The following is a 25,657-nucleotide window of genomic DNA, read 5'->3' on the forward strand; positions in this document are numbered from 1 at the left end:
AAGCGCATGAAGCAAAGTCAATCAGGCAACAAACTGGTACAAATTATCAAGAATTTTAAATATGAACATCCAGATGTTTATGAATTTATTTTGTTCAATATTATGAGTAATGTAGCGACGATAACCAACTTCTTAGTGTTATGGATTGGCACAGGGATTGTTTTCTCAGGATTAAGCACTATCCCATTTAACTGGTTTATCTTTAATTACGGAACCGAACAAGGAGGCTTGGGAGGATTTCTAAGTTTTCTAGTTGCCTACATCTGTGCGCAAATCGTTAATTTTATCGTTCAACGAAAGGTAGTATTTTCCGCCACTGTGGATGTGAAAAAAGTATTGCCTTGGTATATCGCCACAGTTACAGTAGCTGGACTTATCTCAGTATGGCTGCCGCCATATATTATCGCTCGGCTGTCACCTTATATCGGAAACTTTGCACCGACTGTCGCAAATATTGTGAACATCGTCATTCAAGTTCTGATAAACTATCCAATGATGAAATTCAAAATAATGAAGAAAGAAAACGAATCATGAAAATACTTAGTCTAATTGTTCCCTGCTACAATTCAGCAGATTATATGGAACGTTGCATTAATTCTTTATTACTAGGAAAAGAAGCAGTTGAGATTATCATTGTCGACGATGGGTCTAGAGACCGTACAGCAGAAATTGCTGATCATTATGCCAATTACTTCCCAGAAATCATCAAGACGATTCATCAGGAAAATGGTGGGCACGGTCAAGCGATCAATACGGGAATGGAACATGTAACAGGTCACTACGTAAAGGTAGTGGACAGTGATGATTGGTTAGAAGCCAATGCTTATCAACAAGTTTTGCAAAAGCTAACAGACACCATTCAAAATAATTCGCCGATTGATATGCTTATCAGTAATTATGTTTACGAAAAGCAAGGGGCAAAGAACAAGAAAATTATCTCTTATGAATCTTTTTTACCAGTCGATCAGGTTTTTTCTTGGGAAGATGTTCGTTTTCCACTGGGGAAATATTTACTGATGCATTCGGTCATTTATCGTTCGAATATTTTAAAGGAATTGTCTTTGAATTTGCCTCAGCATACTTTCTATGTAGATAACCTGTATATTTTTCAGCCATTGCCACTAGTAAAGAATATGCATTATTTAAATGTGAACCTATATCGCTATTTTATCGGCAGAGAGGATCAATCCGTTAATGAACAAGTAATGATTAAACGAATTGATCAGCAATTAGCTGTCAATAAGCGAATGGTCACTTTCTATTCAGATGCACAGGTAGAAGACGAAAGTCTATTGAAATATATGCAACGCTATGTCGAAATTATCACAACGGTTTCCTCGATTTTTTTAATCAAAGAGGGATCATCAGACAGTATGCATAAAAAGCAAGAATTATGGGAATTTATTAGAAAAAGCGATCCAGTTCTATACAGAAGATTGCGAAGAGGATTGTTTGGTCTAGGTGTAAATCTTCCAGGAAAGCTGGGAAGGAAAACGGCGATTGGAGCCTATCAAATTGCCAAACGATTTTACGGTTTTAATTAAGATTCGCTACTTGTTTTCAGTTGCTTGCCAGTGGGTGAACGCAAGTTATGAATAAATAGCAACAAGATATGAATGAGCTGTTTTATTGTTCAATTCCGTTGCTATACTATGCCTTGTAAAGGGTTACATGTGCTTTTTCTACTGAGACAAACCGGTGTGTCTTGGTGGGAAAAGCGAATGGGTATCGGCTTTGCAAGCTAATTTTCACAATATGGAAGGGGATACAAATTGAAAAAGTATCGTAAAATACTAATACCTGTGGTGGTTGTTTTAGCAATTGCAGGTTTTGCTGCATTTTATTTAAACAAATTGAGTCAAGACGGTGTGCTGAACATGGAGGATGTTTATGCCACTATTAAAAAAGTTTCTGTCTACTTCATTCCTGCTGTTGTTTTATTAGTACTTATAATTATCGCTTTAATTGTCTTTAGAAATAAAGAGTGGAAATTTAAATTCTGGCTCAAAGGTGAATCGATCGTAGTCATGCTAATCGCAATTATGATTACTGTAAACACGATTGTTTTTGGTCCAATGTCTAACTTGTTTAACTTGAATTATGCGAGTTTAGAAAACGTTAGTGCAGCTACTTTGAACAAAAATGGCGAACTAACAGAAGAAATTGCCAATGAGGGAACGGTCCTGTTAAAAAATACGGATAATTATCTTCCCTTGGCTGAAGGAAATAAGAAACTAAATGTTTTTGGCTGGGCATCTACCAATCCTGTATATGGTGGTACTGGCTCTGGAAATGTTGACACGAGTAATGCTACCACTATTTTGAGTGGTCTGCAGGATGCAGGTTTTGCTTTGAATGATCAGCTGTCTGATTTTTATACGGATTATCGTAAGGATCGCCCGGTAGTTGGTATGTGGGAGCAGGACTGGACCTTAGTTGAACCTAAGAGAAGTGATTATTCTGATCAATTAGTTGATGATGCCAAAGATTTCTCAGACACAGCCTTGATTGTCATTTCTCGTGTAGGTGGAGAGGGAGCTGATTTGCCAACTGATATGAAGTCTAAGGACATTACCTACAAAGGAAATGAAGGAGATTTCGAGGCTGGCGATCATTATCTAGAGTTAACGAAAACTGAAAAAGATATGGTGGATTTAGTCACTGAGAATTTCAAAGATGTTGTCGTATTAATTAATTCATCGAATGCTATGGAACTTGGCTGGTTGAATGATTATGAAAACATCAAGAGTGCTTTATGGATGGCTGGACCTGGTGCTACTGGGTTTTCAGCATTAGGAAATGTTTTAAATGGATCGGTTAATCCATCCGGAAAGACAGTTGATACCTTTGTATACGATCTTAAGGAGACACCAACTTGGAACAACTTTGGCGATTTCTCTTACGATGATAGTAAATATAAATTTGTAGATTATGTGGAGAATATTTATGTAGGCTACAAGTTTTACGAAACCTACTACCAAGACAATCAAGAAGGGTATTCAAAAGCCGTTCAGTATCCATTAGGTTATGGTCTGAGTTACACCAACTTTGAACAAACGATGGGAGATTTACAAACAAAAAGTGATGGAACCATTGAATTTGATGTAACTGTCCGAAATACTGGGGATGTAGCGGGAAAAGATGTTGTTCAAGCTTACTTTACGCCACCCTATAAAAACGGGGGGATCGAAAAAGCTGCAGCGAATCTGTTAGTGTTTGAAAAAACAAAAGAATTGAAACCCGGAGAAAGCCAAACATTAAAAGTGTCCTTTAATCAGGAGGATATGGCTTCATTTGATAATCAAACGGCTAAATCTTATGTTTTGGAAGAAGGAGAGTACACAATTGCTCTAAAAGCTAATTCTCATGACACATTGGATAGCAAACCCTACACGTTGGGACGAACGATCACTTACAATGGTGAGAATAAACGTAGTACTGATGAAGTAACAGCAGAAAATCAATTTACGGATTTTGCTACAGGTGAAGTAGAATATCTGAGTCGTAAAGACAATTTTACAAACTACGAAGCAACTACTGCTGAACCTAAGAGCCGTCCATTGACTGACTTAGAAAAAGATGGTTTAACGAACGCAGAAGATTATAAAATTGAGAATGATGCCAAAGACAAAATGCCTAAAACAGGTGTATCGAATGGCATGGAATTAAATGATTTAGCCGGCTTGGATTATGAAGACAAAAAATGGGATAAGCTGCTGGATCAAATGACTGTGAAAGACATGAGCAACTTAATTACCTATGGTGGGTATCAAACGGTTGCAGCAAAATCTGTTGGTAAATTGCAAACCTACGACTTTGATGGCCCAGCCGGAATCAGCAGCTTCTTTGTTCAAGCTAAGGGAACAGCTTTTCCTACTGCAACAATGATTGCTGCAACTTGGAATGAAAAATTAGCTGAGGATCGCGGCGAAGCTGTGGGTGAAGAAGCAGCCGAAATTGGAATTTCTGGCTGGTATGGTCCCGCAATGAATATTCATAGAAGCGCCTTTTCTGGTCGGAACTTTGAATATTATTCAGAGGATGGAGTACTTTCAGGTGTAATGGCAGCTAATGAAATCGCTGGAGCAAAATCAAAAGGTGTCTATTCATACATGAAACACTTTGCCTTGAATGATCAAGAAACAAATCGGACTGATTTGCTATTGACTTGGTCTACCGAACAAGCGATTCGGGAAGTTTACTTAAAACCATTCGAAATGGCGGTTAAGGATGGCGGTGCAAATGCTGCTATGTCAGCCTTCAACTATATTGGGAATCAATGGGCAGGCGGATGTTCAACCTTATTAAATACGGTATTGCGAGACGAGTGGGGATTTGATGGATTTGTTTTAACGGATTACTTTGGTGGTTATGGCTACATGGATGCTGATAAAGCAATTCGAAGCGGAAACGATATGATGTTATCAACCACTGGCGAAACGGGTGCAGGACTTGACGACACCGAAAGTGCAACAACGGTTAAAGCAATGAGAACAGCAGCTCATAACATTTTGTACACAGTTGTTAACAGTCGTGAATACGAGAATTATGATTCTGCATCTCAATGGATGCCTTGGCAGCAAAAAGCAATTAAAATTGATATTGCCGTAGGCGTAGTCATCCTAGCGATACAAGGGTTGATTATCTACTTGTATAGAAAAAAATCACGCAGTAATCATCAATAAAAGCAGAACCAAAACAGAAAACAAATTACCGGAGGATTTAAGTTCACTCTTAGGAGGGATAAAAGTCCTCCGGTTTTATTTTCCAAAAGTTACATACGGATTATGGAGCTATTTGAACAAAAAGCAACAGATCGACTAATGCTGGAACCATAAACGGTTTTCAGCTCAAATCTTTTGTCAAAAAAACGCAAAAAGGTATTTACAATGGAATGAACTTCTGTTTATAATAATTATAAATTGATTGAAGAGTATGAATAGAGTTTTTCAGATTTTTTTGTTCATACTTTTTCAATTAGAGAATCTTATTCTCACTATTAAACCGGAGGGATTTAACCATGTCATTAATTGGAAAGCAAGTAGAAGAGTTTCAAGCACAAGCGTATCATCAAGGAGAATTTGTTGAAGTTTCTCAAGAGACTTTTGCTGGCAAATGGAATGTTGTCTGTTTTTACCCCGCTGATTTTACTTTTGTATGTCCAACTGAGTTAGAAGATTTGCAAGAACAATATGCAAAACTAAAAGAATTAGGTGTGGAAGTTTACTCTTGCTCAACGGATACTCATTTCACCCATAAAGCTTGGCATGACACTTCTGATGCAATCGGTAAAATTGAATATACAATGATTGGTGATCCTTCACATCATATTTCACGTATTTTTGATGTTTTGGATGAAGAATCTGGTTTGGCACAACGTGGTACCTTCATTATTGACCCAGATGGTATCGTTCAAGCAATGGAAATTAATGCAGATGGTATTGGTCGTGATGCAAGCACTTTAGTAGATAAAATTCGTGCAGCTCAATACGTACGTACACATCCAGGCGAAGTTTGCCCAGCTAAATGGAAAGAAGATGGCGAAACATTGAAGCCAAGTTTTGACTTAGTAGGCAAAATTTAAGGAGTGTACAATGTTAGATAACGAAACGAAAGCGCAGTTAACACAGTATCTTGAATTATTAGAATCGGATGTAGTACTGACCGCTAGCTTAGCTGAGGACGAAAATTCGAAAAAAGTAGCAGAATTCTTAGATGAAGTAGTAGAAATGACTCCTCGGATTACCGTTGAGGAGGCAGTCTTGTCTCGTACTCCCAGCTTTGAAATCAATCGTTCCAGTACCGAGAAGAGTGGTATCGCTTTTGCCGGACTGCCAATGGGTCACGAATTCACTTCTTTCATTTTAGCTTTGCTTCAAGTAAGCGGACGTGCACCAAAGATTGAAGATCAGGTAGCTCAGCAAATCAAGGCGATTGACAAAGAGCTTCATTTTGAAACCTATGTCAGTTTAACTTGCCACAATTGTCCGGATGTAGTTCAGGCATTAAACATTCTGTCTGTGTTGAATCCTAAAATTTCTCACACTATGATCGAAGGCGGCATGTATCAATCGGAAATCGACGCAAAAGAAGTAATGGCAGTACCAACTGTTTTCTTGAACGGCGAAGAGTTCAGCAGCGGCCGTACGACGATTGAACAATTGATAGAGAAGATTGCCGGACCTCTTGGTGCCGAAGAATTCGATGAGAAGGAGCCCTTCGATGTATTAGTAATTGGTGGGGGACCAGCTGGAGCCAGTTCAGCAATTTATGCAGCTCGCAAGGGTATCAAAACCGGAATGGTAGTTGAAACCTTTGGCGGTCAAGTCCTTGAAACCTTAGGAATTGAAAACGTCATTGGAACTCCTTACGTCGAAGGACCTCAATTAATGCGTCAGGTTGAAGAACACGTAAATCAATACGGTGTTGATATTATGAAAGGCCAACGTGCTAAATCGATTCGTAAAAACGAATGGATTGAAGTGGAGCTGGAAAATGGGGCTCAATTGCGGTCTAAAACGGCGATCTTAGCTACCGGTGCCCGCTGGCGTGCAATTAACGTTCCCGGCGAAAAAGAGTTTAAGAACAAAGGGATTGCTTATTGTCCACACTGTGATGGTCCTTTGTTTAAAGGCAAAGACGTTGCAGTTGTAGGTGGGGGGAATTCAGGAATTGAAGCGGCGATTGATCTAGCTGGCTTATCTAAGCATGTCTATGTCTTAGAGTTTCTGCCTGAGTTAAAAGCAGATAAAGTTCTGCAGGATAAATTGCATCAATTAACTAACGTTACCGTGATTACTAATGCTGCAACAAAAGAAATTACTGGCTCAAGCCACGTTGAAGCAATTACTTACACTGATCGAGTAACCAGTGAGGAGCATACCTTAGCAGTTGAGGGTGTCTTCATTCTGATTGGCTTAATGCCAAATACAGAGTGGCTGCAAGGTTCCATTGCTTTAACTGATCGGGGAGAAATTCCGGTAGATAAACAGGGAGCGACTAATGTGGAGGGGGTTTTTGCTGCAGGAGACTGCACAGACAGTGCCTACAAGCAAATTATCATTTCCATGGGATCTGGTGCTACTGCCGCATTAGGAGCTTTTGATTATACGATTCGCAACGAGTTTCCAGAAGTATAAACGCACATAAAATAAGTCATTTGATGAAAAGTCCGAGCACATTTGATTGTGTTCGGGCTTTTTTGAAATGTACTATTAACCACAAAAAAAGCTGCGAATTTGCAGCTTTTTTACTTTAATATATAGTTGAAATTGGGGGTTAAGCTAAACTTTTTTTCTCTAATTCCATAAATACCAACATCTTAGCCATCTCTTTTGCTGCGGTACGACGAATTTTACGTGGAATGAATTGATGGATTTCATCCTCATTGTAGCCCACTTGTAAGCGCAGGGAATCCAAGATAATTGGTCGTCGTAATAACCCTGGGTATTTCTCAATCAGAGCAATCAATTCATTTGTAGATAATTTATCAAAATCAATATTTAATTTTTCGTAGATTTTTGAACGTGTTGAAATAATTTCTTCTGTACCCGTTTCAGTTAGTGAAAGAATTTCTCTGATTTCATCTGAATTTAGGGGATCAGAGAAAATATTTCTTTCTTCAAATTCCAACCCTTTTTCGTTTAACCACGCTCTCGCTTTTCTACATGAAGTACAACTTGGAGAAATATACAATTTAATCATTTAACATCCTACCCTTCTGAAAATAAAAAAGATTATATAAATAACTAGACATATCTTACACATATTAAGTTACAGGAAATTTAATCGTTTGTGAAATTTTTGAATTAAAGAAATCTCTAAAAGATAGTGATTCTAATTTGAAATATAGGTTAAAAAAACAAAAGTTTTCTTTGAATAATAAACTATATGAGTTTTAAATGCTGATATATAAACCTTTATATGCTTTCCAAGAGAATCTAGGTAACAAGAGGGCTAAAAAAAACAAAGAACAATCAAAAAGTTCTTAAGAATCGAAAAAACTGATTTAAATGATTTTCTCACAATTATTCACTTAAAAAAGGAATATCTGAAAAAAGTAAGAGGATTCAATTCTGTCTTTTTTTATAGTTAGCAATGCTACGTCAACTTATAAAATTACATTGCCTAATTAGGATTATTTAGCTTTAAAATGTGAATAACCAAATTACATATATTAAATTCCCCTGTTTTATTCATTTTGGAAAAATTTATACATAATCATTCCCATGAGAAAAGCGACGAGCTGCTTTAGGAGAGCAGCTCGTCGCTTAACATTATCGCTTTAGTAGTTTCCTAAAAATTAGTGAAAGACCAAACCAGAGAACCGTGCTGATTACGATGGCGATTATCCAACCAGAAGTATTATGTTCCAAAGGTAAGGGCATGTTCATACCGAAAAAACCAGTGATAATTGTTGGAATGGTTAGTAAAACGGAAAGAATGGTCAAAATACGCATGGTATCATTTAGATTATTGTTTAAGACATTATTGTAGGTGCTGGAGAGCTGCTGTAAGATTTCAGAAGAGAGCTTGGTCATTTCGACTAATTGCTTCGCTTCAATCATAGCATCTTCCAGTTCTTCCTTTTCTGGATCACTTAGCTGCTTGTAGATGGCGTGTGCTTTGATTTGTTCCAGCAGCACGACATTCTGCTTAGAAGCAGAAATGAAGAAGACAATCCCAGTTTCTAAGTCTGATAATTCCAATAAGTTACGTTTAGTAGTTTTATCCTTTAGCTTATTGCTGACCTTGGTTCGATCTTGGTTCATCTCTTCGACAAAAGGAAAGAAAGCTTCACTAATTAGGAAAAGACTGGCAAATAAAAATTGGAAGATCGAAACAGTAGGAAACTTCTCCAAATAATTTTGCATTTCGAAGAATAAATATTGGTTTCTCTTATTTGTAACAGTGATAAGCAGGCGATCCTTGATAATGAAGGACATAGGAATCGTCTCATAGTGATTATCGATTTTTAAACGATTGGGCACATTATAGATTAAGACGAAGGTTTGAGCGGCTTTGTCAAAATCCAGATGCGCTCTTTCGTTTTTATCTAAGGAATACTCAACGACCTCTTCATCGATTTTGTATTCGTTGTAAAGCTGTGCGACTTCTTCTTTGCTTTCAGTTGTCAGGTTGATCCAAGTATTCTGATTATGGTTAAATGTTTGCTTTGTCAGCATGGTATCCCCTCATTTCTACACTAGAAAGTTCGCTTCATTGTATACCTTTTTAGTAGAAATGAGAAGCATTGTTCCAGCGAATTGATTATGCTGACGAACGAATACTGCCTAAACAGCAAATACCTGTTATTATAGAAGAAAAGAAAAACGATTAAACAAGATGAGGGGTGGACTTTTGTTAAAAGATGAAAGGCAAAAAGCGATTATGCAGCTGCTGCAGATCAGTGGAACGGTCAAGGTGAGTGATATTATCAAACAGTTAAATATTTCTGATATGACGGTTCGCCGTGACTTAGACGAGCTGGAGGGCCAAGGGCTGTTGGAACGAGTCCATGGCGGTGCACGACTGAAGAATTTTATTCGCAGTCAGGAGCTGTCTCATGGTGAGAAACAAGTCATGAATATTGAAGAAAAGCAAGCAATTGCTCGTCAGGCAGTCCAGCTTATTCAAGAAAATGAAACCATCTTTCTAGGGCCGGGAACAACGATTGAACTATTAGCAGAAGTAATTACGATGCAATCGATTCAAGTTGTAACGAATTGTTTGCCAGTGTTTCAAAAGCTGAAGGAGTCAAGCAATCAGCGGAAGGTCTATTTGCTAGGTGGAGAGATGCGGGATACGACCCAATCTTTTTTTGGTGAGATTACTAATAAGAATTTGATGGACATCCATTTTCACAAAGCTTTCTTTAGCTGCAATGCCTTAAATGAGCAGGATATAATGACTTCAACGTTTGAAGAAGGACAGACACAAGCCATTGCACTAAACAATTCTTCTGAGAAATATCTATTAGTAGATCATACGAAGATTGGGCAGAAGGATTTTTACACCTATTACCATTTAAAGGATATAACAACCGTAATTACCAACAAGGACAAAGATGAGAGTTACACCCGGATAGAAAAAGATCAGAAAATAATAGCAGACTAGCAGTCAAGAACCAGAACGATATAATCTGGTTCTTGCTTTTTTTGGGCTTCTGGTGAGCGTTTATGTTTGTTGTTTTGATAAAAATGCTTATAACGAACCGAAACAAACAAAAAGTAGTTGAATAATGTTTGAAAATGTTTTATTATGATTGTAAGGAGAATGGTAACTGATTCAAAGCGATTTTCTTTAATCGGAGAATGCTGATGAAGTTAGCATGAAAAATGACTGCCAGGCTAAGAGTGATCGTAAAGTTAAGGCAATCACTATTTAAGGAGGAAAAAAGCATGCGTGTAGTACTAGGTTCAGATCAGGATGGCATGAAATTAAAGGATTACATCAAGGAAAATTTAATTCAGGAAGGTCACGAGGTAGTGGACAAAAGTGAGAGCCCAGCAAAGGATTTCGTAGAATCTACCTTGGCAATTGCAGAAGATCTTTTAAAAAATGAACAAAGTTTAGGTATAGCACTTGATGGGTATGGTGCTGGAAGCTTCATGACAGCAACGAAGGTAAAGGGCATAGTGGCAGCAGAAGTATCGGATGAACGGACAGCCTATATGACGAGAGAGCACAATGATTCCCGCATGATTACTTTGGGAGCAAAGATTGTAGGACCTGAACTAGCGATGAATATTGCACGTGAATTTCTATCAGCGGATTATGATGGCGGACGTCATCAGGTTCGGGTGGATATGCTAAATAAAATGGCTTAAGAGAGGATGGAAAAAATGAAAATTGCACTAGGATGCGACCATATTGTAACGGATACTAAAATCGCAGTATCTGATTTTTTGAAATCTAAAGGATACGAAGTAGTAGATGTAGGAACGTATGATTTTACTAGAACTCATTACCCTATTTTTGGCAAGAAGGTAGGAGAAGCAGTTGTAAATGGCGAAGCCGATTTAGGGGTTTGTCTGTGTGGAACCGGAGTAGGAATCAATAATGCGGTGAACAAAGTTCCGGGTGTTCGAGGTGCTTTGGTCCGGGATATGACAACGGCAATCTATGCAAAGGAACAACTTAATGCCAATGTCATCGGCTTTGGTGCCCGTATTACTGGTGAATTTCTAATTTGTGATATCATTGAAGCTTTTATTAAAGCGGAGTACAAAGAAGATGCAACCAACAAAGAATGGATCGCCAAAATTGATCACGTTGAACAAGCGTCAGAAAAACAATTCGCAGCCAATTTCTTTGATGAATTTATCGAAAAGTGGGATCGCGGCGAATACCATGACTAAGGAGCGAGCCTAATGATTGTAACGATCACTATGAATCCTTCCATTGATATCTCTTATCCGCTGGAAAGCTTTCAACTAAATACCGTTAATCGTTTAAGCAACACAAGGAAAACTGCTGGCGGCAAAGGATTAAATGTGACGCGTGTCTTAAAACAGCTGAATCATGAAGTGATTGCCAGCGGGTTGCTAGGAGGCTATGTTGGCGAAGGGATTAAGACTGAATTAAATGCAGCCAGTATTTCTCATCAGTTTGCTGAAATTTCTGGCAATACCCGAAACTGTATTGCCATCCTGCATGAAGGAAAACAAACAGAAATTCTTGAGAGTGGTCCAATCATTCAAGCAGAAGAAGTCCAAAGCTTTTTAACTCAGCTGGATGATATGATTCCGACCGCTGAGGTGCTGACAATTTCCGGCAGTCTGCCTCAAGGGGTTCCAGAGGATTTTTACGTAGAAGTAATCAAACGCTGCAAAGACTTTGAAAAGCCGGTTGTACTGGATTGCTCAGGCAAAGCTTTGCAGCAAGTATTAAGCAGTCCGTATAAGCCTTATTTAATCAAACCAAACCAGGAGGAATTGTCAGAGCTGCTGGGAATTTCGCTGGAAGATACGGCAAGTATTAAAGACGCTTTGATGAATGACTTATTTACTGGAATTCAGTGGGTAGTGATTTCCTTAGGAGCACAGGGAGCCGTTGCCAAGCATCAAGACACCTTTTATCGAGTAACGATTCCTAAAATTGACGTTGAGAATCCAGTCGGCTCAGGTGATGCGACCGTTGCTGGTTTTGCAGCAGCGATTGCTGAGGGAAAAGATGCAAAAGCTTTGCTGAAAAGAGGGAATGTGCTTGGCATGTTAAATGCTCAGGAAGCAGTCACAGGAGCAGTCAATTTAGCCAATTATCAGCAGCTTTTTGATCAGATTGAAGTAACTACATTTTAGAAAGCAGGGAAAAAATGAAGGAAGCAAAAAGAAATTACTTGAAGCAGTTAAGCAATGAGCGGCAAATCATTGGCGCATTAGCAATTGATCAACGGGGTGCCTTGAAAAAAATGATCGCTAAGTTTAAAGGCAGCGAGGCCACCGATGAAGAAATTGCTGAGTTCAAGCAACTAGTTTCAAAAGAGCTGACGCCTTACGCTAGTTCTATTCTGCTTGATCCAGAATATGGCTTGCCGGCGGCTGACGAACGAGCGGATACTGCGGGTTTATTGCTGGCCTATGAGAAGACCGGATACGATGCGACTACTCCTGGACGCTTGCCAGATATTCTTTCTGAATGGTCGGTGAAGCGTTTGAAGGAAGCTGGAGCAGATGCGTGTAAATTCTTGCTCTACTACGATGTAGATGAAGACGAAGCAATTAATAAACAAAAGAAAGTATTTATGGAACGAATTGGATCGGAATGTGAAGCAGAAGAATTTCCCTTCTTTCTCGAATTAGTTTCTTATGATGCCGCTAATGCTGACAGCTCTTCATTAGAATATGCCAAGGTAAAGCCTCATAAGGTAATTGAAATGATGAAAGAATTTTCAGCCCCTCGCTATGGAGTAGATGTATTAAAGGTAGAAGTGCCAGTTAATATGAACTTTGTAGCAGGCTATGGAGAGGAAGAACCTGTCTATACTAAAGAGCAGGCTGCAGGCTTCTTCAAGGAACAAGCTGAAGCAACCAATCTACCATTTATCTTTTTAAGTGCGGGTGTCAGTGCTGCGTTGTTCCAAGAAACCTTGCATTTTGCCAAAGAAGCAGGCTCTACCTTTAATGGAGTGCTATGTGGAAGAGCAACTTGGGCAAACGGTGTAGAACCCTATGTCATTCAAGGAACAGAAGCCGCCAAAGAATGGCTGCAAACTCAGGGGCGAAGCAATATTGAAGCGTTGAATCAGGTACTTAACGAAACTGCGACACCAATAAAACTTGATTAACTTAAATTCGACAAACACATCTAATTAGTATGTTTGTCGAATTTTTTATCTGTTTAAATAAGAAGTTACTTTGCTTTATTGGTCAGGAAATTTCGCAAACACCGCTTTTTTTAACTGCGTTTGCCAATAACGAGCAAGATAGATTCCCAGAAGGACCACCCATGAAAAAGTTTCCGCATACGCAACAATCATACGGTCAAACTGGTCAACAAATCCATAAGATACGACAATCCGAACGAGCAACGCAGCAATCCCAGCAACACTGGAAAACAACATGTCGCCTCTTCCTTCCAAATAGCCTCTAATCGCCATGGCCAACCCAAAGACAATATAGAAATTTGCCAATACTTGAAAGAACGATTTACCAATTGCCACCGACTGGGACGTAAGACCAAAGATGGTCAGTAAATATTCCCCAGTCACAAGAACCAATCCTGTCAAACCGATTGAGATAATAGACATCATAATCAAGCCGATTTTCAACACCTTTTTCGCTCGTTCAGGATTACCTGCCCCAATATTTTGTGCCACGACGGTTGCGATTCCCGATCCAAAGTTCACGATAGGCAAAAGGATCACGGAGTCAATGCGATAAGCCGTGCTAAACGCGGCAATCGCTCGCTCTCCGAAGCCGTTCATAAACCGCTGGAGAATCAGGTTTCCGACTGAACTAGTACTCGCTTGAATCGTCGGCGGCAAGCCAAAACCGAAGCCTTGAGTAATTGCTGTGCGAGTAAAAAACTTTTTGTTCCAGCGAAACTTCAAATAAAAATAGTTTCTCTCCGTGTACAGAACAATAAATATAGTCATAACAATTTGCGCAAACACAGTCGCAATAGCTGCTCCCTCAGCACCTTTCTTCAAGACAGCTACGAGTAGAAGATCTAGTACCACATTGATCAGCGAAGAGACGATAATCGCGACAAACGGAGCTCGGCTGTCTCCGCATCCTCGTAGAATAGCTGCATACACATTATAAATAGCTAAAAACGGAACACCGATGAACATGATTCTGAGATATTGTCTTGCAACGGCCATTAAATTTTCTGGGGTACCCAACGTATCAATGATCGGCGTAGTGAAAAAGATCCCCAGCATTGCAACTAATAAGAAAAATACCCCTAAAATCAGGGTAAAGGATATTAGGGTGTTTCTCGCCTTGTCCAGCTCTTTTCTACCTTGCTGCTGTGCAGACAAAATTGAAATTCCAGAAGTAAAGCCTACAATTGTAGTAATACACAGATTATACACAGCTGAGGTTGCACCAATCGAAGCTAGTGCGAACTCTCCTTCAACATTTCCAACAATGAACGCATCCACCCAATTGAACAGCTGTTGAAATACGCCACTCAATACTAAAGGAATAGTAAAAAGCAGCAGCATTTTGACAATTCCACCTTGAGTCATGTCTTTCCCCAACGCAACCCCATCCCTTCTGATTTTAAAACCTGCTTAGCTGATAAAAAAGGCGCTTAGAGGTTACGCAGATGTACGATTTGTACACTAGGGGTAACCTCTAAACGCCTTAAACTAATCACATAATTTAACTAGTATTAAAGTAACAAGGGGGGAAAGAAATGTCAATAGACTTCAAATCGATTGTTGCTCTTCAGCAGTGTGCATGTTTCTTCTAACGAGCATGTGAATCGGTAGCTTTTTTGTCTCTAATCTCTCAAACTTCAATAAGTAGCTACATTGAATCGTTAGGACCGTCTGTAAATCCGATACCTACCTGGTCTTTATTTAACTAATACTGAGCTTTTCCATAAAAGGGTATTCTCTGCACAAACATCCGAATGGCTAGATTATTTTTATGCAGCTTCCTGACAGTGAGTGAAAAAAATACTTCCATCACTATCAAAGGAAGTGTCTCGGTACGAATGATTCAATCGAATAAATTTCGAAATTTGTTATTTGAAAGAAAAAAAGCAACACCAAATGAATTTTATCCAAAGAATAAATCGCTAGTAAATTGGAAAAAAATAAAATTTCTCATTGTAAACTAAGTATTTAAGGGTATCAATTTGTATGTTATCAATGAGAATCACATAGCTATATTCGCAAACGATGCCGTCTTGACAACGTTTCCAGTGCTGTTATAATAAATAGATATAGTATTATGTGAAATTTCTGACAATGTATTTTTCCTAAGATTAGAAAATGATAGGTATTCTAATGGATCATTAAAGAAAGAATCGTGTGGGGAGATAATTATTTTATGGATGAAGAATTGTTACGCGTCGATCATCTGACTGTAAAATTCCGAACGTACAATGGAACAGTCACAGCAATCGACAATTTGGACCTTCAATTGAATACAAATGAAACCTTGGGAATCGTTGGTGAAAGCGGAAGCGGCAAGAGCGTTACTTCATTAAGCATTATGGGACTATTGGATGAAGATACCTCTTCCGTTACTGGACATGCCTTTTTCAAGGGAAAAGATTTGATCACTATGCCAGAAAAAGAGAAGCAGCATTATCGTGGGAATCAACTGGCGATGATTTTCCAAGAGCCTATGACTTCTTTAAATCCACTCCATAAATGCGGCAAGCAGATCATGGAATCGATGCTGATTCATGAGAAGATCAGTAAAGAAGAGGCTAAAGCTAAAGCAATTGATCTTTTGAAGCTGGTTGGAATTCCGGCGCCGGAGCAGCGCTTCAATGAGTATCCCCATCAAATGTCTGGTGGTATGCGGCAGCGGATCATGATTGCGATGGCTTTAGCTTGTGATCCTCCACTCCTAATTGCCGATGAGCCGACAACTGCACTGGATGTTACGATCCAGGCACAAATATTAGAGCTGCTGAAGGATCTGAAGGAAAAGTTGAAAATGGGGATTATCATGATCACTCATGACTTGGGTGTAGTTTCTGAGGTTTGTGATCGAGTGGTAGTGATGTATACAGGGAAAATTGTTGAACAAGGCAGTATTCGCGATATTCTCGATGAACCAATGCACCCTTATACCGAGGGCTTAATTGCAGCAATTCCTAAAATGCAGGATCAAAAGGAACCATTAAACAGTATCGATGGTGTTGTTCCGCGTTTGGATGATATGCCTAAAGGCTGCAGCTTCCATCCAAGATGTCCTTATGCAATGGATATTTGCAAGGAGAAACGACCTGCTTTATCAGAAACTGCTGAGGGACGAAAGGTACGCTGCTTTAAATATTCTTCAGCCGAGGAAGTCGAGGTGAGCCCATAACAATGGAAGCACAAGAACCGATAGTCGTATTAGAAAATGTAAAAAAATATTTCGATATTCGAGACAGTAAAGGGAAAAAGGGCACACTGAAAGCTGTGGATGGCGTCTCCTTTCAAATAAAAAAGGGTGAAACATTTGGGTTGGTAGGTGAAAGCGGCTGCGGGAAAAGTACGCTTGGAAAGACTCTTTTGAATTTGTTCCCAATCACTGAGGGGGCAATTTGTATTGATGGACAAGAAGTGAATCAGCTAAAAAGTCGTAAAGAAAAGGTGGCCTTTGGTTCCAAGGTTCAGTTAGTGTTCCAAGACCCTTCCGCTTGTCTGAATCCGCGAAATCGGATCGGGGCTATCTTAGCGGAGCCTTTTAAGATTCACCATAAAAGTAGTATGTCTAAACAGGAGATTGATCAAAAGATTGATGAGCTTTTAACCATGGTAGGATTAGCACCGGAGTATAAGCATCGCTATCCCCATGAAATGTCTGGAGGACAAAAGCAGCGGATTGGTATTGCTCGAGCTTTGGCTTTGAATCCTGAGATCATCATTTGTGATGAACCAGTATCGGCCTTAGATGTGTCAATTCAGGCACAAGTGATTAACCTGCTGGAAGACCTGCAGGAAAAGATGGAACTAACTTACTTGTTTATTTCCCATGACCTAGGGGTTGTTTACCACATGTGTGATCGGATTGCCGTGATGTATTTAGGAAATATTGTGGAGCTGGCGGATAAAAAGGCACTCTATGAAGATACCTTGCATCCTTACACTCAAGCACTGATTTCTGCGGCACCAACGATCGATTTGGAAAAAACGGATCGTGTCGTTTTAAAAGGGGATGTTCCAAGTCCCTCCAATCCACCAAAGGGCTGCAAGTTCCATACGCGCTGTCCATATGCTATGCCGGTTTGCGAAACAGAGAATCCGGAATTACTTGAAGTAAAAGACAATCACTTTGTGGCTTGTCATTTATGTAAAAAAAACACTGAGGGAGGAAATTAGAAAATGAAAAAACATCAAAAAGTCGCATTGGGTTTGTTAAGCACGTTGGTATTGCTGTTAACTGCTTGTGGCGGTGGCGGAGATACAGATGATTCAGGGGGAAGCTCTGGAGGCAGCACAAATGGGGAAAATACGTTGGTCGTAGGAATGGACTCTGACTTGAAGACCTTGGATCCAGCTCATGGTTACGAAGTTTATGGCAACATGGTTTACTATGCACTTTACGATAACTTGTACCGGACCTATGATTCATCAACACCTGAACCATCATTAGCGGAAGAACATGAACTAGATGATTCTCAAACGGTTCATACCTTCAAGCTGAAAAAAGACGTGAAGTTCTCTAGCGGGAACAAACTGACATCAAAAGACGTAGCCTTCAGTATTAATCGGACGAAAAATTTAAAGAGTAATACAAGTCATCATACCGAAAATGTGAAAAGTGTAGAAACACCAGATGATCAAACGGTAGTGATTACTTTAAATGCACCGGATGCAGCATTTCTAGTAAAACTGGCGAACAACTCATTCGCAGTTATGGATTCTGAAGTAGTCAAAGAACATGGCGGAACAGACGCTGAAGATGCGGCAACTAAAGATACTGCAGAAGAATGGTTAAACCAAAACTCAGCAGGATCAGGAGCTTATGTTCTCAGCGAATGGAAACAAAATGTAGAAGTGGTGCTTGATCGCAACGAAGAATACTGGGGCGATGTGAAGAACGACAAAGTCATCTGTAAAGAAATTCCAGATGTGAACACACAGATTCAAAACTTGAAGCAAGGAGATATTGATATTGCTTTAGGCGTAGGGGTAGACAATGCGTCTCAACTGAAAGACCAAGAAGGCGTAGAATTGAAGAACTACACTGGAACAACGACTACCTTCCTATTGATGAATGATGATCCGGAAATCGGTGGACCGATGGCAGATGCTAAGGTGCAAGAAGCGGTTCGTTTAGCAATTAATTACAAAGAGTTGTTGGAAATCTGCGGCGATAAATCAGTTTTACCATTAAACATTGTACCGGAAGGCTTCACTGGGGCTTTGGAAAAAGAAACTGACTATATGGATCTAGACAAAGCGAAAAAATTAATGGACGAAGCTGGCTACAAAGATGGTTTTGAAGTGAAATTTACTGTAGCGAACTTTGACACAGAAGGAATGTCTTGGACGACGATTGGCCAAAAAATCAAAGACGATTTAAGTAAAATTGGGATCAATGCTAAAATCGAAACCTCTGAAATCGGGGTCGTGATTGATTCTTACCGTGAAGGGAAAGAACAATTCTTAATGATGCACTGGCATCCAGATTACATGGATATCAACAATCAATTAGCCTTCCTGCCAGGTGAAACTGTCGGTGAACGTGCGAAATGGACAACAGATCCATCCGATGGGAAAATTAGCGAACTGCAAAAAACAATTGAAACTGAATCAGATGAAGACAAACGAGCGGCAGCTTCTAAAGAGCTTCAAGAATTGCTTGATAAAGACATGCCTTATGCTATGTTAGTGCAGCATCCGAAGGTATTGGCTTACCGCAGTAATTTAGATGGCGTGAACTACTATGAAGTACAAAAAATCAACTTCCAGGATGTAGCTATCAAATAATCTAGATGCAAGGAGCAAAATCACATGAGGAATATGGCAAGGTTTTTATTGCGGCGCTTAGTGTTTGTCTGCTTTCTGGTCATCGGAATCTCTTTTTTGGTTTTCATGATCTCTCACTTGGTTCCTAGTGATCCAATTGCATCAAACATGAGTCCCCACGCAATGAGTGATCCTGAAGCCGTTGCTGCTTACCGCGCAAGATGGGGACTTGATAAACCGTTGATGCAGCAATACTTTATCTATCTAGGCAATTTGCTGCGGGGAGATTTGGGCATTTCGATCCGTACTGGTAATCCAGTGCTAAGTGATTTGAAGCAGTTTTTCCCAGCTACCTTGGAGCTGTCCATTGTAGCGATGATCATTGCGATTATCTTTGGAATTACCTTTGGGGTGTTGTCGGCTGTTTATCGCAACAAACCTTTGGATTATGCGGTTCGAACAATTTCCATCAGCGGTGTATCCATACCTAACTTTTGGTTTGCTCTGGTGATGCTGTTGCTCTTTTATTCGAAGTGGCACTTGTTCCCAGGTGGCGGCCGAATTAATTCCAGAATGACGGCACCAACAGGTGGAACAGGATTATATGTTTTGGATGGATTATTGAAAGGAGATTGGTCGCTGGTAAATGACGCCCTATCTCACTTGATCCTTCCAGCAATTGTGTTAGGATTCTTCACTATGGGGTTAATCTCCCGTCAAACGCGTTCCAACCTACTGGAAGTAACCTCATTGGATTATATTCGAACAGCTAAGGCCAAGGGCTTGTCTCGTGGACGAATCATTATGCGTCATGCGTTAGGCAATGCCTTGATCCCGGTAATTACAGTTATGGGGATGGGCTTTAGTAATTTGCTGGGCGGAATGGTTTTTGTTGAGAAAATCTTCTCTTGGCCAGGAATTGGTCAATATGCTTATTTGTCCGCAACGACCCTTGATTTCCCAGCTATTTGTGGGGTGTCATTGTTAATCGCATTAATCAATGTAATCCTCAATCTATTAATCGATATTCTTTATGGAGTGATTGATCCGAGAGTGAGGTACAGCTGATGAAACGATTTCTAAAGCAAAAAAACTTTTTATTTAAATTAGGGATTGTCATTTGTGTGGGCTGGATTTTAGCAGCACTGCTTTCACCCTATCTAGTTTCTCAAGACCCAATTGCCCAAGATATGACTGCGCGTTTCCAAGCACCTGGCTCCGGTCATTTGCTGGGAACTGACGAGTTAGGGCGGGACGTATTTTCGCGAGTTTTAGTCGGCAGTCGCGTGTCGATTGCAGCAGGACTGGTGACCGTTTGTATTACGATTGTTGTGGGAACAATCTATGGCGGAATTGCCGGGTATGTGGGTGGATTTGTTGACGATGTCATGATGCGGATCGCTGAGCTGATCAATGCTTTTCCGCCGTTGATATTGGCAATGGTAATCGCTTCTGCCTTAGGACCCAGCATTTCAAATTCAGTTTTTGCCATGACTATTATTTGGTGGCCGAACTACGCTAGGCTGATGCGTAGTTTGGTTATTACTTTGAAGGAAAATGAATACATTGTCGCCTCCCGTGTATTAGGTGCCAGTCATCTGCGTATCTTGGTGAAGGAAATTGTTCCTAACGCACTAGGATCGTTGCTGGTTATGGCTACCTTGGATATCGGCAATGCCATCGTAACCTTCTCTGGCTTAAGTTTTCTGGGGTTGGGAACACAACCACCAACACCAGAATGGGGCTCGATGGTATCTGATGGGGTCAACAACATGAATTACTGGTGGATGTCCACCTTCCCAGGCTTGGCCATTTTCTCCATGTCCATTGGCGCAAATTTCGTTGGTGATGGCATGCGGGATTATCTAGATCCAAAACTGAAAAATAAATAAACAAAGAGGGAATAGGGAAGACCTTATTTCCTCTTTGCTGGTTTTAAGAATAAATGAACCAAATGCGACAGCTAGTTGTCATATTAGGTATGCTATGATTTTTATAGAAAAGGAAGAAGACTCATGCAAATCGAACGTCTGGTACAAATGATCTTCTATTTAATCGATCATGGACAAGTGACTGCAAAGGAACTGGCGGAACAGTTCAATGTTTCAACAAGAACCATTTATCGAGATGTCAATACACTGACCTTAGCAGGAATTCCTATTTTGTCCGCCAAAGGTGCTGGAGGTGGGATATCCTTATTAGAGGGCTATACGCTGGATAAATCCTTGTTGACTAAAGAGGAGCAGCAGAATATTTACCACGGATTGCAGCTTCTACAGGCAACCGACTATCCAAATGCGGAAATAGCAATTAGTAAGATTGGAGCAGTCTTTCATAATGTGCTGCAGCCGCAATGGTTAGAGGTAGATTTTTCTTATTGGGGAAGCGATGACACCGAAAGGATTAAATTGTCGGATTTGCAGTATGCCATTCTAAATAAGCATGTGATTGCTTTTGAGTATGCAAATTCTGAATTACAAAAATCCCATCGGAAAATTGAACCCTTACGTTTAGTCTTTAAATCCCATGCCTGGTATATTGTCGGCTACTGCCAAGAAAAGCTGGAAATAAGAGTTTTTCGACTGTCCAGAACGAAACGATTGAGGGTACAAACGGAAACCTTTGCAAGAGAATTACCGCAAGACTATTCAATGAAATCACCAAAAGCAGTAGAAAGGTTGACCAAGCTGCAGCTGAGGTTTTCACCAGAGGCAATCCATCGATTGTACGATGAATTCGCTGAAGATCAATTGACAGTTGAAGCGGACGGCAGTTACGTGGTTGAGTTTGAAGCGGAATTGAATCATTGGATGATTCATTACTTGCTTTCTTTTGGCAGGCAGGTGCAGGTTTTGTCACCAAAAAAAGTCCAAACAATGTTAAAGGAGCAAGCGTTAATGATTGTTCAGATGTATGAAGAGTAAAGGAGTGAAAAGTAAATGGAAAAATGGGTCTATGCTATGTTTATTGAAAAAACCAAAACCTACAATCGTTTGACGAAGGCGGAGGTGGAAAAGCACGTTGAGCATTTGAGAAAGCTGGACGAAGCTGGCAAGTTAGATTTTTGTGGTGTCTTTAAAGGGTATCCTGGTGTCGCTGGTATGCTGCTGCTTAAAACTGCCAGCTATGAAGAAGCGGAGATGCTTTGTAAGCAAGAGCCGTTAGTAGTTGGCGGGTACGCTACTTACAAGCTGAAGGCAGTACAGGTAGCCGATAAGGAAAACAATTATTTGTTTGGGAATTAAAGGAGGAGTTGGAAGCAGATGAATGAACAAAAAATGCTATATGTGAGAACAGATTACAAGCTTGATGAACGAGAGGTTGGTGAAGAAGAAGCGATGGCTTCGATGGAGTATCTTCAACAATTAGCCAGTGAACGCTATTTATTAGCCGGAGTATTTGGGAATATGGAAACAGAGGAAGTCGATGGTGCGATGATTCTTTTCGAAGCCAATGATTTGGCCGATGCCCAACGAATTTCTGACGAAGATCCGATTATTAAAGGCGGGTTCTACCGTTATGAGCTTCAATGTTGGAATTTAATGGTTTTTCCAGCGGCAGATAAGTAAAATAATGTTACGGTAAGTAGTTGAATAAATTCAATCAAATAGGTACCTTTTAGAAACGCTTCGGCAGTATTTCTAAAAGGTACCTATTTTTCACGAAGAAAAAAGTTTGTTCATTAAAAAAATATGAAGGTATTAACTTTTTTATTTTTCCTATCGTAAAGATAGCTTTAGGAAGAGCTAAGCAGCGACTACCCTACGTAATACTCCGAAACATTTTTACTGCCACTCTCTATTAGTGTTAAAAAAATCATCTTGCCATTTCTTTTTCATTCTATTATGATAATCATTGTAAGAAAATTAATTTTGAGTTATTTTCTTTAGAAAAAGATACCTATCCATAGATCTTAAACTTGTTTTTTTGAGTAAGGTGGTATGTTTGTAACTTTTTTGACGAAAAGGCGGAGGGAAAGTAATATGAAAAAAACACATATTTTTATGACAGCTTTAGTACTTTGCTCACAAGCATTGGTTCCTTTGACAAGCTTTGCTGAGACAACAACTGATTCTTCAGGCAGTCGCCAAGAATTAGTATCAGAGGAAACAGAAGACAAAACGAGTAAGGGTGGAGATGATTCAACAGCTGCTGAAAATCAAAACCAAAAGGATACAAAGGCAACCGAAGACATAAACAATAATAAGAATACGGATAGTGAAAAAGTTGAAGTGCTTGCTACTGGAGATGAGTCTATCGATTCATGGATGCCAGATGAAAACCTACAAGCAATTGTAGCCGAAATTTTAGGCAAAACCGACTTCACGCAACAAGATATGCTTAGTATCACAAGTGCTTCTATTGATAGCAAAGAAATTTCTAATGCACAAGGTTTGTCTTATGCAAAGAACCTAACCTATTTATCTGTAACGAATACAGATCTATCAAAGACAAGTAATCTATCTGAAATCGGCACATTATCAAAGTTGGAAACAATCATTGCAACAGGGGACAATTTATCAGATATCTCCTTTGTAAAAAGTAACCAGTTGACTTCATTAACGTCTGCCGATCTTTCCAATAATGTATTGACTAATTTAAACAGTATTGCAGGCATTAATTTGCCGAATATTGAACGATTGGATGTCTCTAACAATCTATTAACTGACATTTCGATTATCGAGAATGTTGATGTGCCTAAGCTAAATACCTTATTGGCCTCACACAATCAAATTACAGATATTTCACCAATTGCTAAGTCGACCTTAACTAGTTTGGTGACTCTTGATGCCAGCCATAACATGATTACCGAGATCGATGCGTTTGCAAACGCAACATTTACTAATTTGGAATACTTAATCGTTAACAATAATCAAATTAAAGATATTTCTGTCATGAAGAATTTAAAAGACAGATACCCGAATTTACATGTCTATAAGGTGGATAATAACCAAATTTACAGTATTGAATTTATGGAAGGTTACCAACTGAATTCAAATACTTCGGCAATCAATCAAACCTACGAAAAAGATATTTCACTGATTAAACCAACAGGAAATAATACGAAGCAATATGAAATTGCTGTGCCGATTACTTCGTTAGATTATCAATATGATAGTTCAACAGGATACTATGCGGGAACACCAGATCCGACAGCTCAAACATTAACGTTGGATAATTTAGCAGGTATTTCTGCAGTGAAATTAACGGATGGGTCAATCAAGCCTATTGAAGGTAGTACAAATAGTGTTCAAAGCTTTATTATCGAAGCAAGTCCAACCAATCTGCCTTCACAGGTAAGTTTTACTTGGCAAGGAGCTCAAGGACAATACAGTGGCAGTGGGGAAATTAGTGTTAATTGGGTAGATCCGGTGGCGCCAGTTATCGAGGCAGGTAATCAGACCATCCATGTAGGAGAATCCTTTGACGCATTAAAAAATGTATCAGCCTTTGACCAACAAAAGGATGGTTCTCCTAAAACAGATTTAACTGATAAAATTGAAGTATTGAATAATAGTGTGGACACCAACAAACCTGGCACCTATACAATAAAATATGGTGTAACTAACGCTTATGGACTAACAACCACAAGTATCTCGACGATTACTGTTTTAGATAATGATAATAAACAAAAGATCGCTGGAGAAAACTTCACTATGCATGTTGGGGATCCAAAACCTACTGCCTCTGACTTCAAAGCTAGTGCAACAGACAAGGATGGCAAACCTTCTGAGGTTAGTGTTGACTTGAGTAAAGCTGACGTGTCTAAAGCTGGTGAATATGAAGTGAGCTTAACAAGTGCCGATGGCCAAGTGAAAGAGGTAAAACTCATTGTTTTACCTAAAAAAGATCAGTCCGCACCAACCATCGAAGCGGCGGATAAAACGATGCATGTTGGTGATAAATTAACCGAAGAAGAAGTCCTATCTTGGGCTAAATTCAAAAATGCAGAAGACTACGTTACGGGATTTGATGTCGAAGGAGAGGGAATACCTGTTTCTACAATCAATGATACGTTGACACAGGCTGGAAAGTATAAAATTACTTATTATGTCGAAGGAAAGACACCTAACAGCCAGTCCCATGTAGCAGAAAAGACAATTACTTTAACAGTGCTGGATAAACAAAAGTCAGATACAGAAGATTCGACTACAGGTACGCCAACTGCAGAGGATCCAAATACGCCAACAAGCACAATAAAGACAGGCAATTCTACTACAATACCGTCTACTAGTACACCAAGTACGGTAACTTCTAATAAAGCTTTACCGAAAACAGGTGAGCAGTTGAACAATCTATTTGCAACTGTAGGGATAATTGTAGTAGCCTTGTCAGCTGGATTATTTATCTGGATGAAAAAGGATAAGAAAAAGATATAAGCTGAGCACGAGACCAGTTAAAAAAGGTGGTTGTCTTTTAGACAGTCAATTCTTCTAAACTAGTGCTAAGATTCATACAATAAACATCTTTTAGACCATCCATTGAATAGCTTCAGAGCAACGTATTCAAACGATGAAGCAGAAAATAAGTGTGCTTATCTGACGCTTCAATGGGGAAGTTCTGCTA

22 protein-coding genes are annotated in these 25,657 nt (G+C 39.5%); 19 read left to right on the forward strand and 3 right to left on the reverse strand.

Annotation, left to right across the window (positions count from 1 at the left end):
* The first annotated feature begins 6 nt into the window (after positions 1–6).
* The 5 genes from IGI49_RS17665 to ahpF all read left to right on the forward strand — a co-directional run bounded on the left by IGI49_RS17665 (position 7) and on the right by ahpF (position 7,139).
* Positions 7–534 (forward strand): GtrA family protein, encoded by a 528-nt coding sequence (locus IGI49_RS17665; protein ID WP_429962754.1) that lies wholly within the window; start codon positions 7–9, stop codon positions 532–534.
* Entirely contained in the window at positions 531–1,544 is a 1,014-nt protein-coding gene (locus IGI49_RS17670; RefSeq protein WP_429962755.1) for a glycosyltransferase family 2 protein, read from the forward strand. The genes IGI49_RS17665 and IGI49_RS17670 overlap by 4 nt, the downstream gene beginning before the upstream one ends.
* 228 nt (positions 1,545–1,772) lie before the next feature.
* Positions 1,773–4,685: a glycoside hydrolase family 3 protein gene (locus IGI49_RS17675; RefSeq protein WP_429962756.1), complete on the forward strand. Its 2,913-nt coding sequence runs from the start codon at positions 1,773–1,775 to the stop codon at positions 4,683–4,685.
* Between the two features lie 335 nt (positions 4,686–5,020).
* Complete coding sequence (ahpC, locus tag IGI49_RS17680) at positions 5,021–5,584, forward strand: alkyl hydroperoxide reductase subunit C (RefSeq protein WP_429962757.1); 564 nt, start codon at positions 5,021–5,023, stop codon at positions 5,582–5,584.
* Positions 5,585–5,594: 10 nt separating this feature from the next.
* Complete coding sequence (gene ahpF, locus IGI49_RS17685; RefSeq protein WP_429962758.1) at positions 5,595–7,139, forward strand: alkyl hydroperoxide reductase subunit F; 1,545 nt, start codon at positions 5,595–5,597, stop codon at positions 7,137–7,139.
* A 139-nt stretch (positions 7,140–7,278) separates the two neighbouring features.
* On the opposite strand, the gene spx is transcribed toward ahpF, so the two are convergent.
* Positions 7,279–7,704 (reverse strand): transcriptional regulator Spx, encoded by a 426-nt coding sequence (gene spx / locus IGI49_RS17690; protein ID WP_207702041.1) that lies wholly within the window; start codon positions 7,702–7,704, stop codon positions 7,279–7,281.
* 572 nt (positions 7,705–8,276) lie between these two features.
* The gene (locus tag IGI49_RS17695; RefSeq protein ID WP_429962759.1) at positions 8,277–9,185 is read right to left on the reverse strand and encodes a magnesium transporter CorA family protein; all 909 of its coding nucleotides are present in this window, start codon (positions 9,183–9,185) and stop codon (positions 8,277–8,279) included.
* Between the two features lie 175 nt (positions 9,186–9,360).
* Between IGI49_RS17695 and IGI49_RS17700 the strand changes: the two genes are divergently transcribed.
* From IGI49_RS17700 to lacD, 5 genes are all read left to right on the forward strand, one after another.
* Positions 9,361–10,116: a DeoR/GlpR family DNA-binding transcription regulator gene (locus IGI49_RS17700; protein ID WP_429962760.1), complete on the forward strand. Its 756-nt coding sequence runs from the start codon at positions 9,361–9,363 to the stop codon at positions 10,114–10,116.
* Positions 10,117–10,400: 284 nt separating this feature from the next.
* On the forward strand, positions 10,401–10,829 hold the full coding sequence (gene lacA / locus IGI49_RS17705; protein WP_429962761.1) for a galactose-6-phosphate isomerase subunit LacA: 429 nt from the start codon (positions 10,401–10,403) through the stop codon (positions 10,827–10,829).
* A 15-nt stretch (positions 10,830–10,844) separates the two neighbouring features.
* Entirely contained in the window at positions 10,845–11,360 is a 516-nt protein-coding gene (gene lacB, locus IGI49_RS17710; protein WP_429962762.1) for a galactose-6-phosphate isomerase subunit LacB, read from the forward strand.
* Between the two features lie 12 nt (positions 11,361–11,372).
* A complete protein-coding gene (gene lacC, locus IGI49_RS17715) occupies positions 11,373–12,302 on the forward strand; it encodes a tagatose-6-phosphate kinase (protein ID WP_429962763.1) in 930 nt (309 codons plus the stop codon).
* 14 nt (positions 12,303–12,316) lie between these two features.
* Positions 12,317–13,288, forward strand: coding sequence for a tagatose-bisphosphate aldolase (lacD, locus tag IGI49_RS17720; protein WP_429962764.1), 972 nt, complete (start codon positions 12,317–12,319; stop codon positions 13,286–13,288).
* A 75-nt stretch (positions 13,289–13,363) separates the two neighbouring features.
* Here lacD and IGI49_RS17725 read toward each other — a convergent pair whose 3' ends face one another.
* Positions 13,364–14,707, reverse strand: a complete 1,344-nt coding sequence (locus IGI49_RS17725) for an MATE family efflux transporter (protein WP_429962765.1) — start codon at positions 14,705–14,707, stop codon at positions 13,364–13,366.
* 799 nt (positions 14,708–15,506) lie between these two features.
* Between IGI49_RS17725 and IGI49_RS17730 the strand changes: the two genes are divergently transcribed.
* The 9 genes from IGI49_RS17730 to IGI49_RS17770 all read left to right on the forward strand — a co-directional run bounded on the left by IGI49_RS17730 (position 15,507) and on the right by IGI49_RS17770 (position 25,470).
* A complete protein-coding gene (locus IGI49_RS17730) occupies positions 15,507–16,499 on the forward strand; it encodes an ABC transporter ATP-binding protein (RefSeq protein ID WP_429962766.1) in 993 nt (330 codons plus the stop codon).
* 2 nt (positions 16,500–16,501) lie between these two features.
* Complete coding sequence (locus IGI49_RS17735) at positions 16,502–17,497, forward strand: ABC transporter ATP-binding protein (protein WP_429962767.1); 996 nt, start codon at positions 16,502–16,504, stop codon at positions 17,495–17,497.
* Between the two features lie 3 nt (positions 17,498–17,500).
* A complete protein-coding gene (locus IGI49_RS17740; protein WP_429962768.1) occupies positions 17,501–19,111 on the forward strand; it encodes an ABC transporter substrate-binding protein in 1,611 nt (536 codons plus the stop codon).
* A gap of 24 nt (positions 19,112–19,135) precedes the next feature.
* Positions 19,136–20,158, forward strand: coding sequence for an ABC transporter permease (locus IGI49_RS17745; protein ID WP_429962769.1), 1,023 nt, complete (start codon positions 19,136–19,138; stop codon positions 20,156–20,158).
* Positions 20,158–20,982, forward strand: coding sequence for an ABC transporter permease (locus tag IGI49_RS17750; protein WP_429962770.1), 825 nt, complete (start codon positions 20,158–20,160; stop codon positions 20,980–20,982). The genes IGI49_RS17745 and IGI49_RS17750 overlap by 1 nt, the downstream gene beginning before the upstream one ends.
* A gap of 123 nt (positions 20,983–21,105) precedes the next feature.
* Complete coding sequence (locus tag IGI49_RS17755) at positions 21,106–22,014, forward strand: helix-turn-helix transcriptional regulator (protein ID WP_429962771.1); 909 nt, start codon at positions 21,106–21,108, stop codon at positions 22,012–22,014.
* Between the two features lie 15 nt (positions 22,015–22,029).
* Complete coding sequence (locus IGI49_RS17760; RefSeq protein ID WP_207702030.1) at positions 22,030–22,335, forward strand: YciI family protein; 306 nt, start codon at positions 22,030–22,032, stop codon at positions 22,333–22,335.
* Positions 22,336–22,353: 18 nt separating this feature from the next.
* Positions 22,354–22,659 carry a YciI family protein gene (locus IGI49_RS17765; protein ID WP_207702029.1) on the forward strand — a complete coding sequence of 102 codons (306 nt, stop codon included), beginning with the start codon at positions 22,354–22,356 and terminating at the stop codon, positions 22,657–22,659.
* Positions 22,660–23,073: 414 nt separating this feature from the next.
* The gene (locus IGI49_RS17770) at positions 23,074–25,470 is read left to right on the forward strand and encodes a leucine-rich repeat domain-containing protein (RefSeq protein WP_429962772.1); all 2,397 of its coding nucleotides are present in this window, start codon (positions 23,074–23,076) and stop codon (positions 25,468–25,470) included.
* Positions 25,471–25,657 lie beyond the last annotated feature (187 nt).

This window comes from Enterococcus sp. AZ071 (genome assembly GCF_050499065.1).
GTDB classification, from domain to species: Bacteria; Bacillota; Bacilli; order Lactobacillales; family Enterococcaceae; genus Enterococcus_A; species Enterococcus_A ferrettii.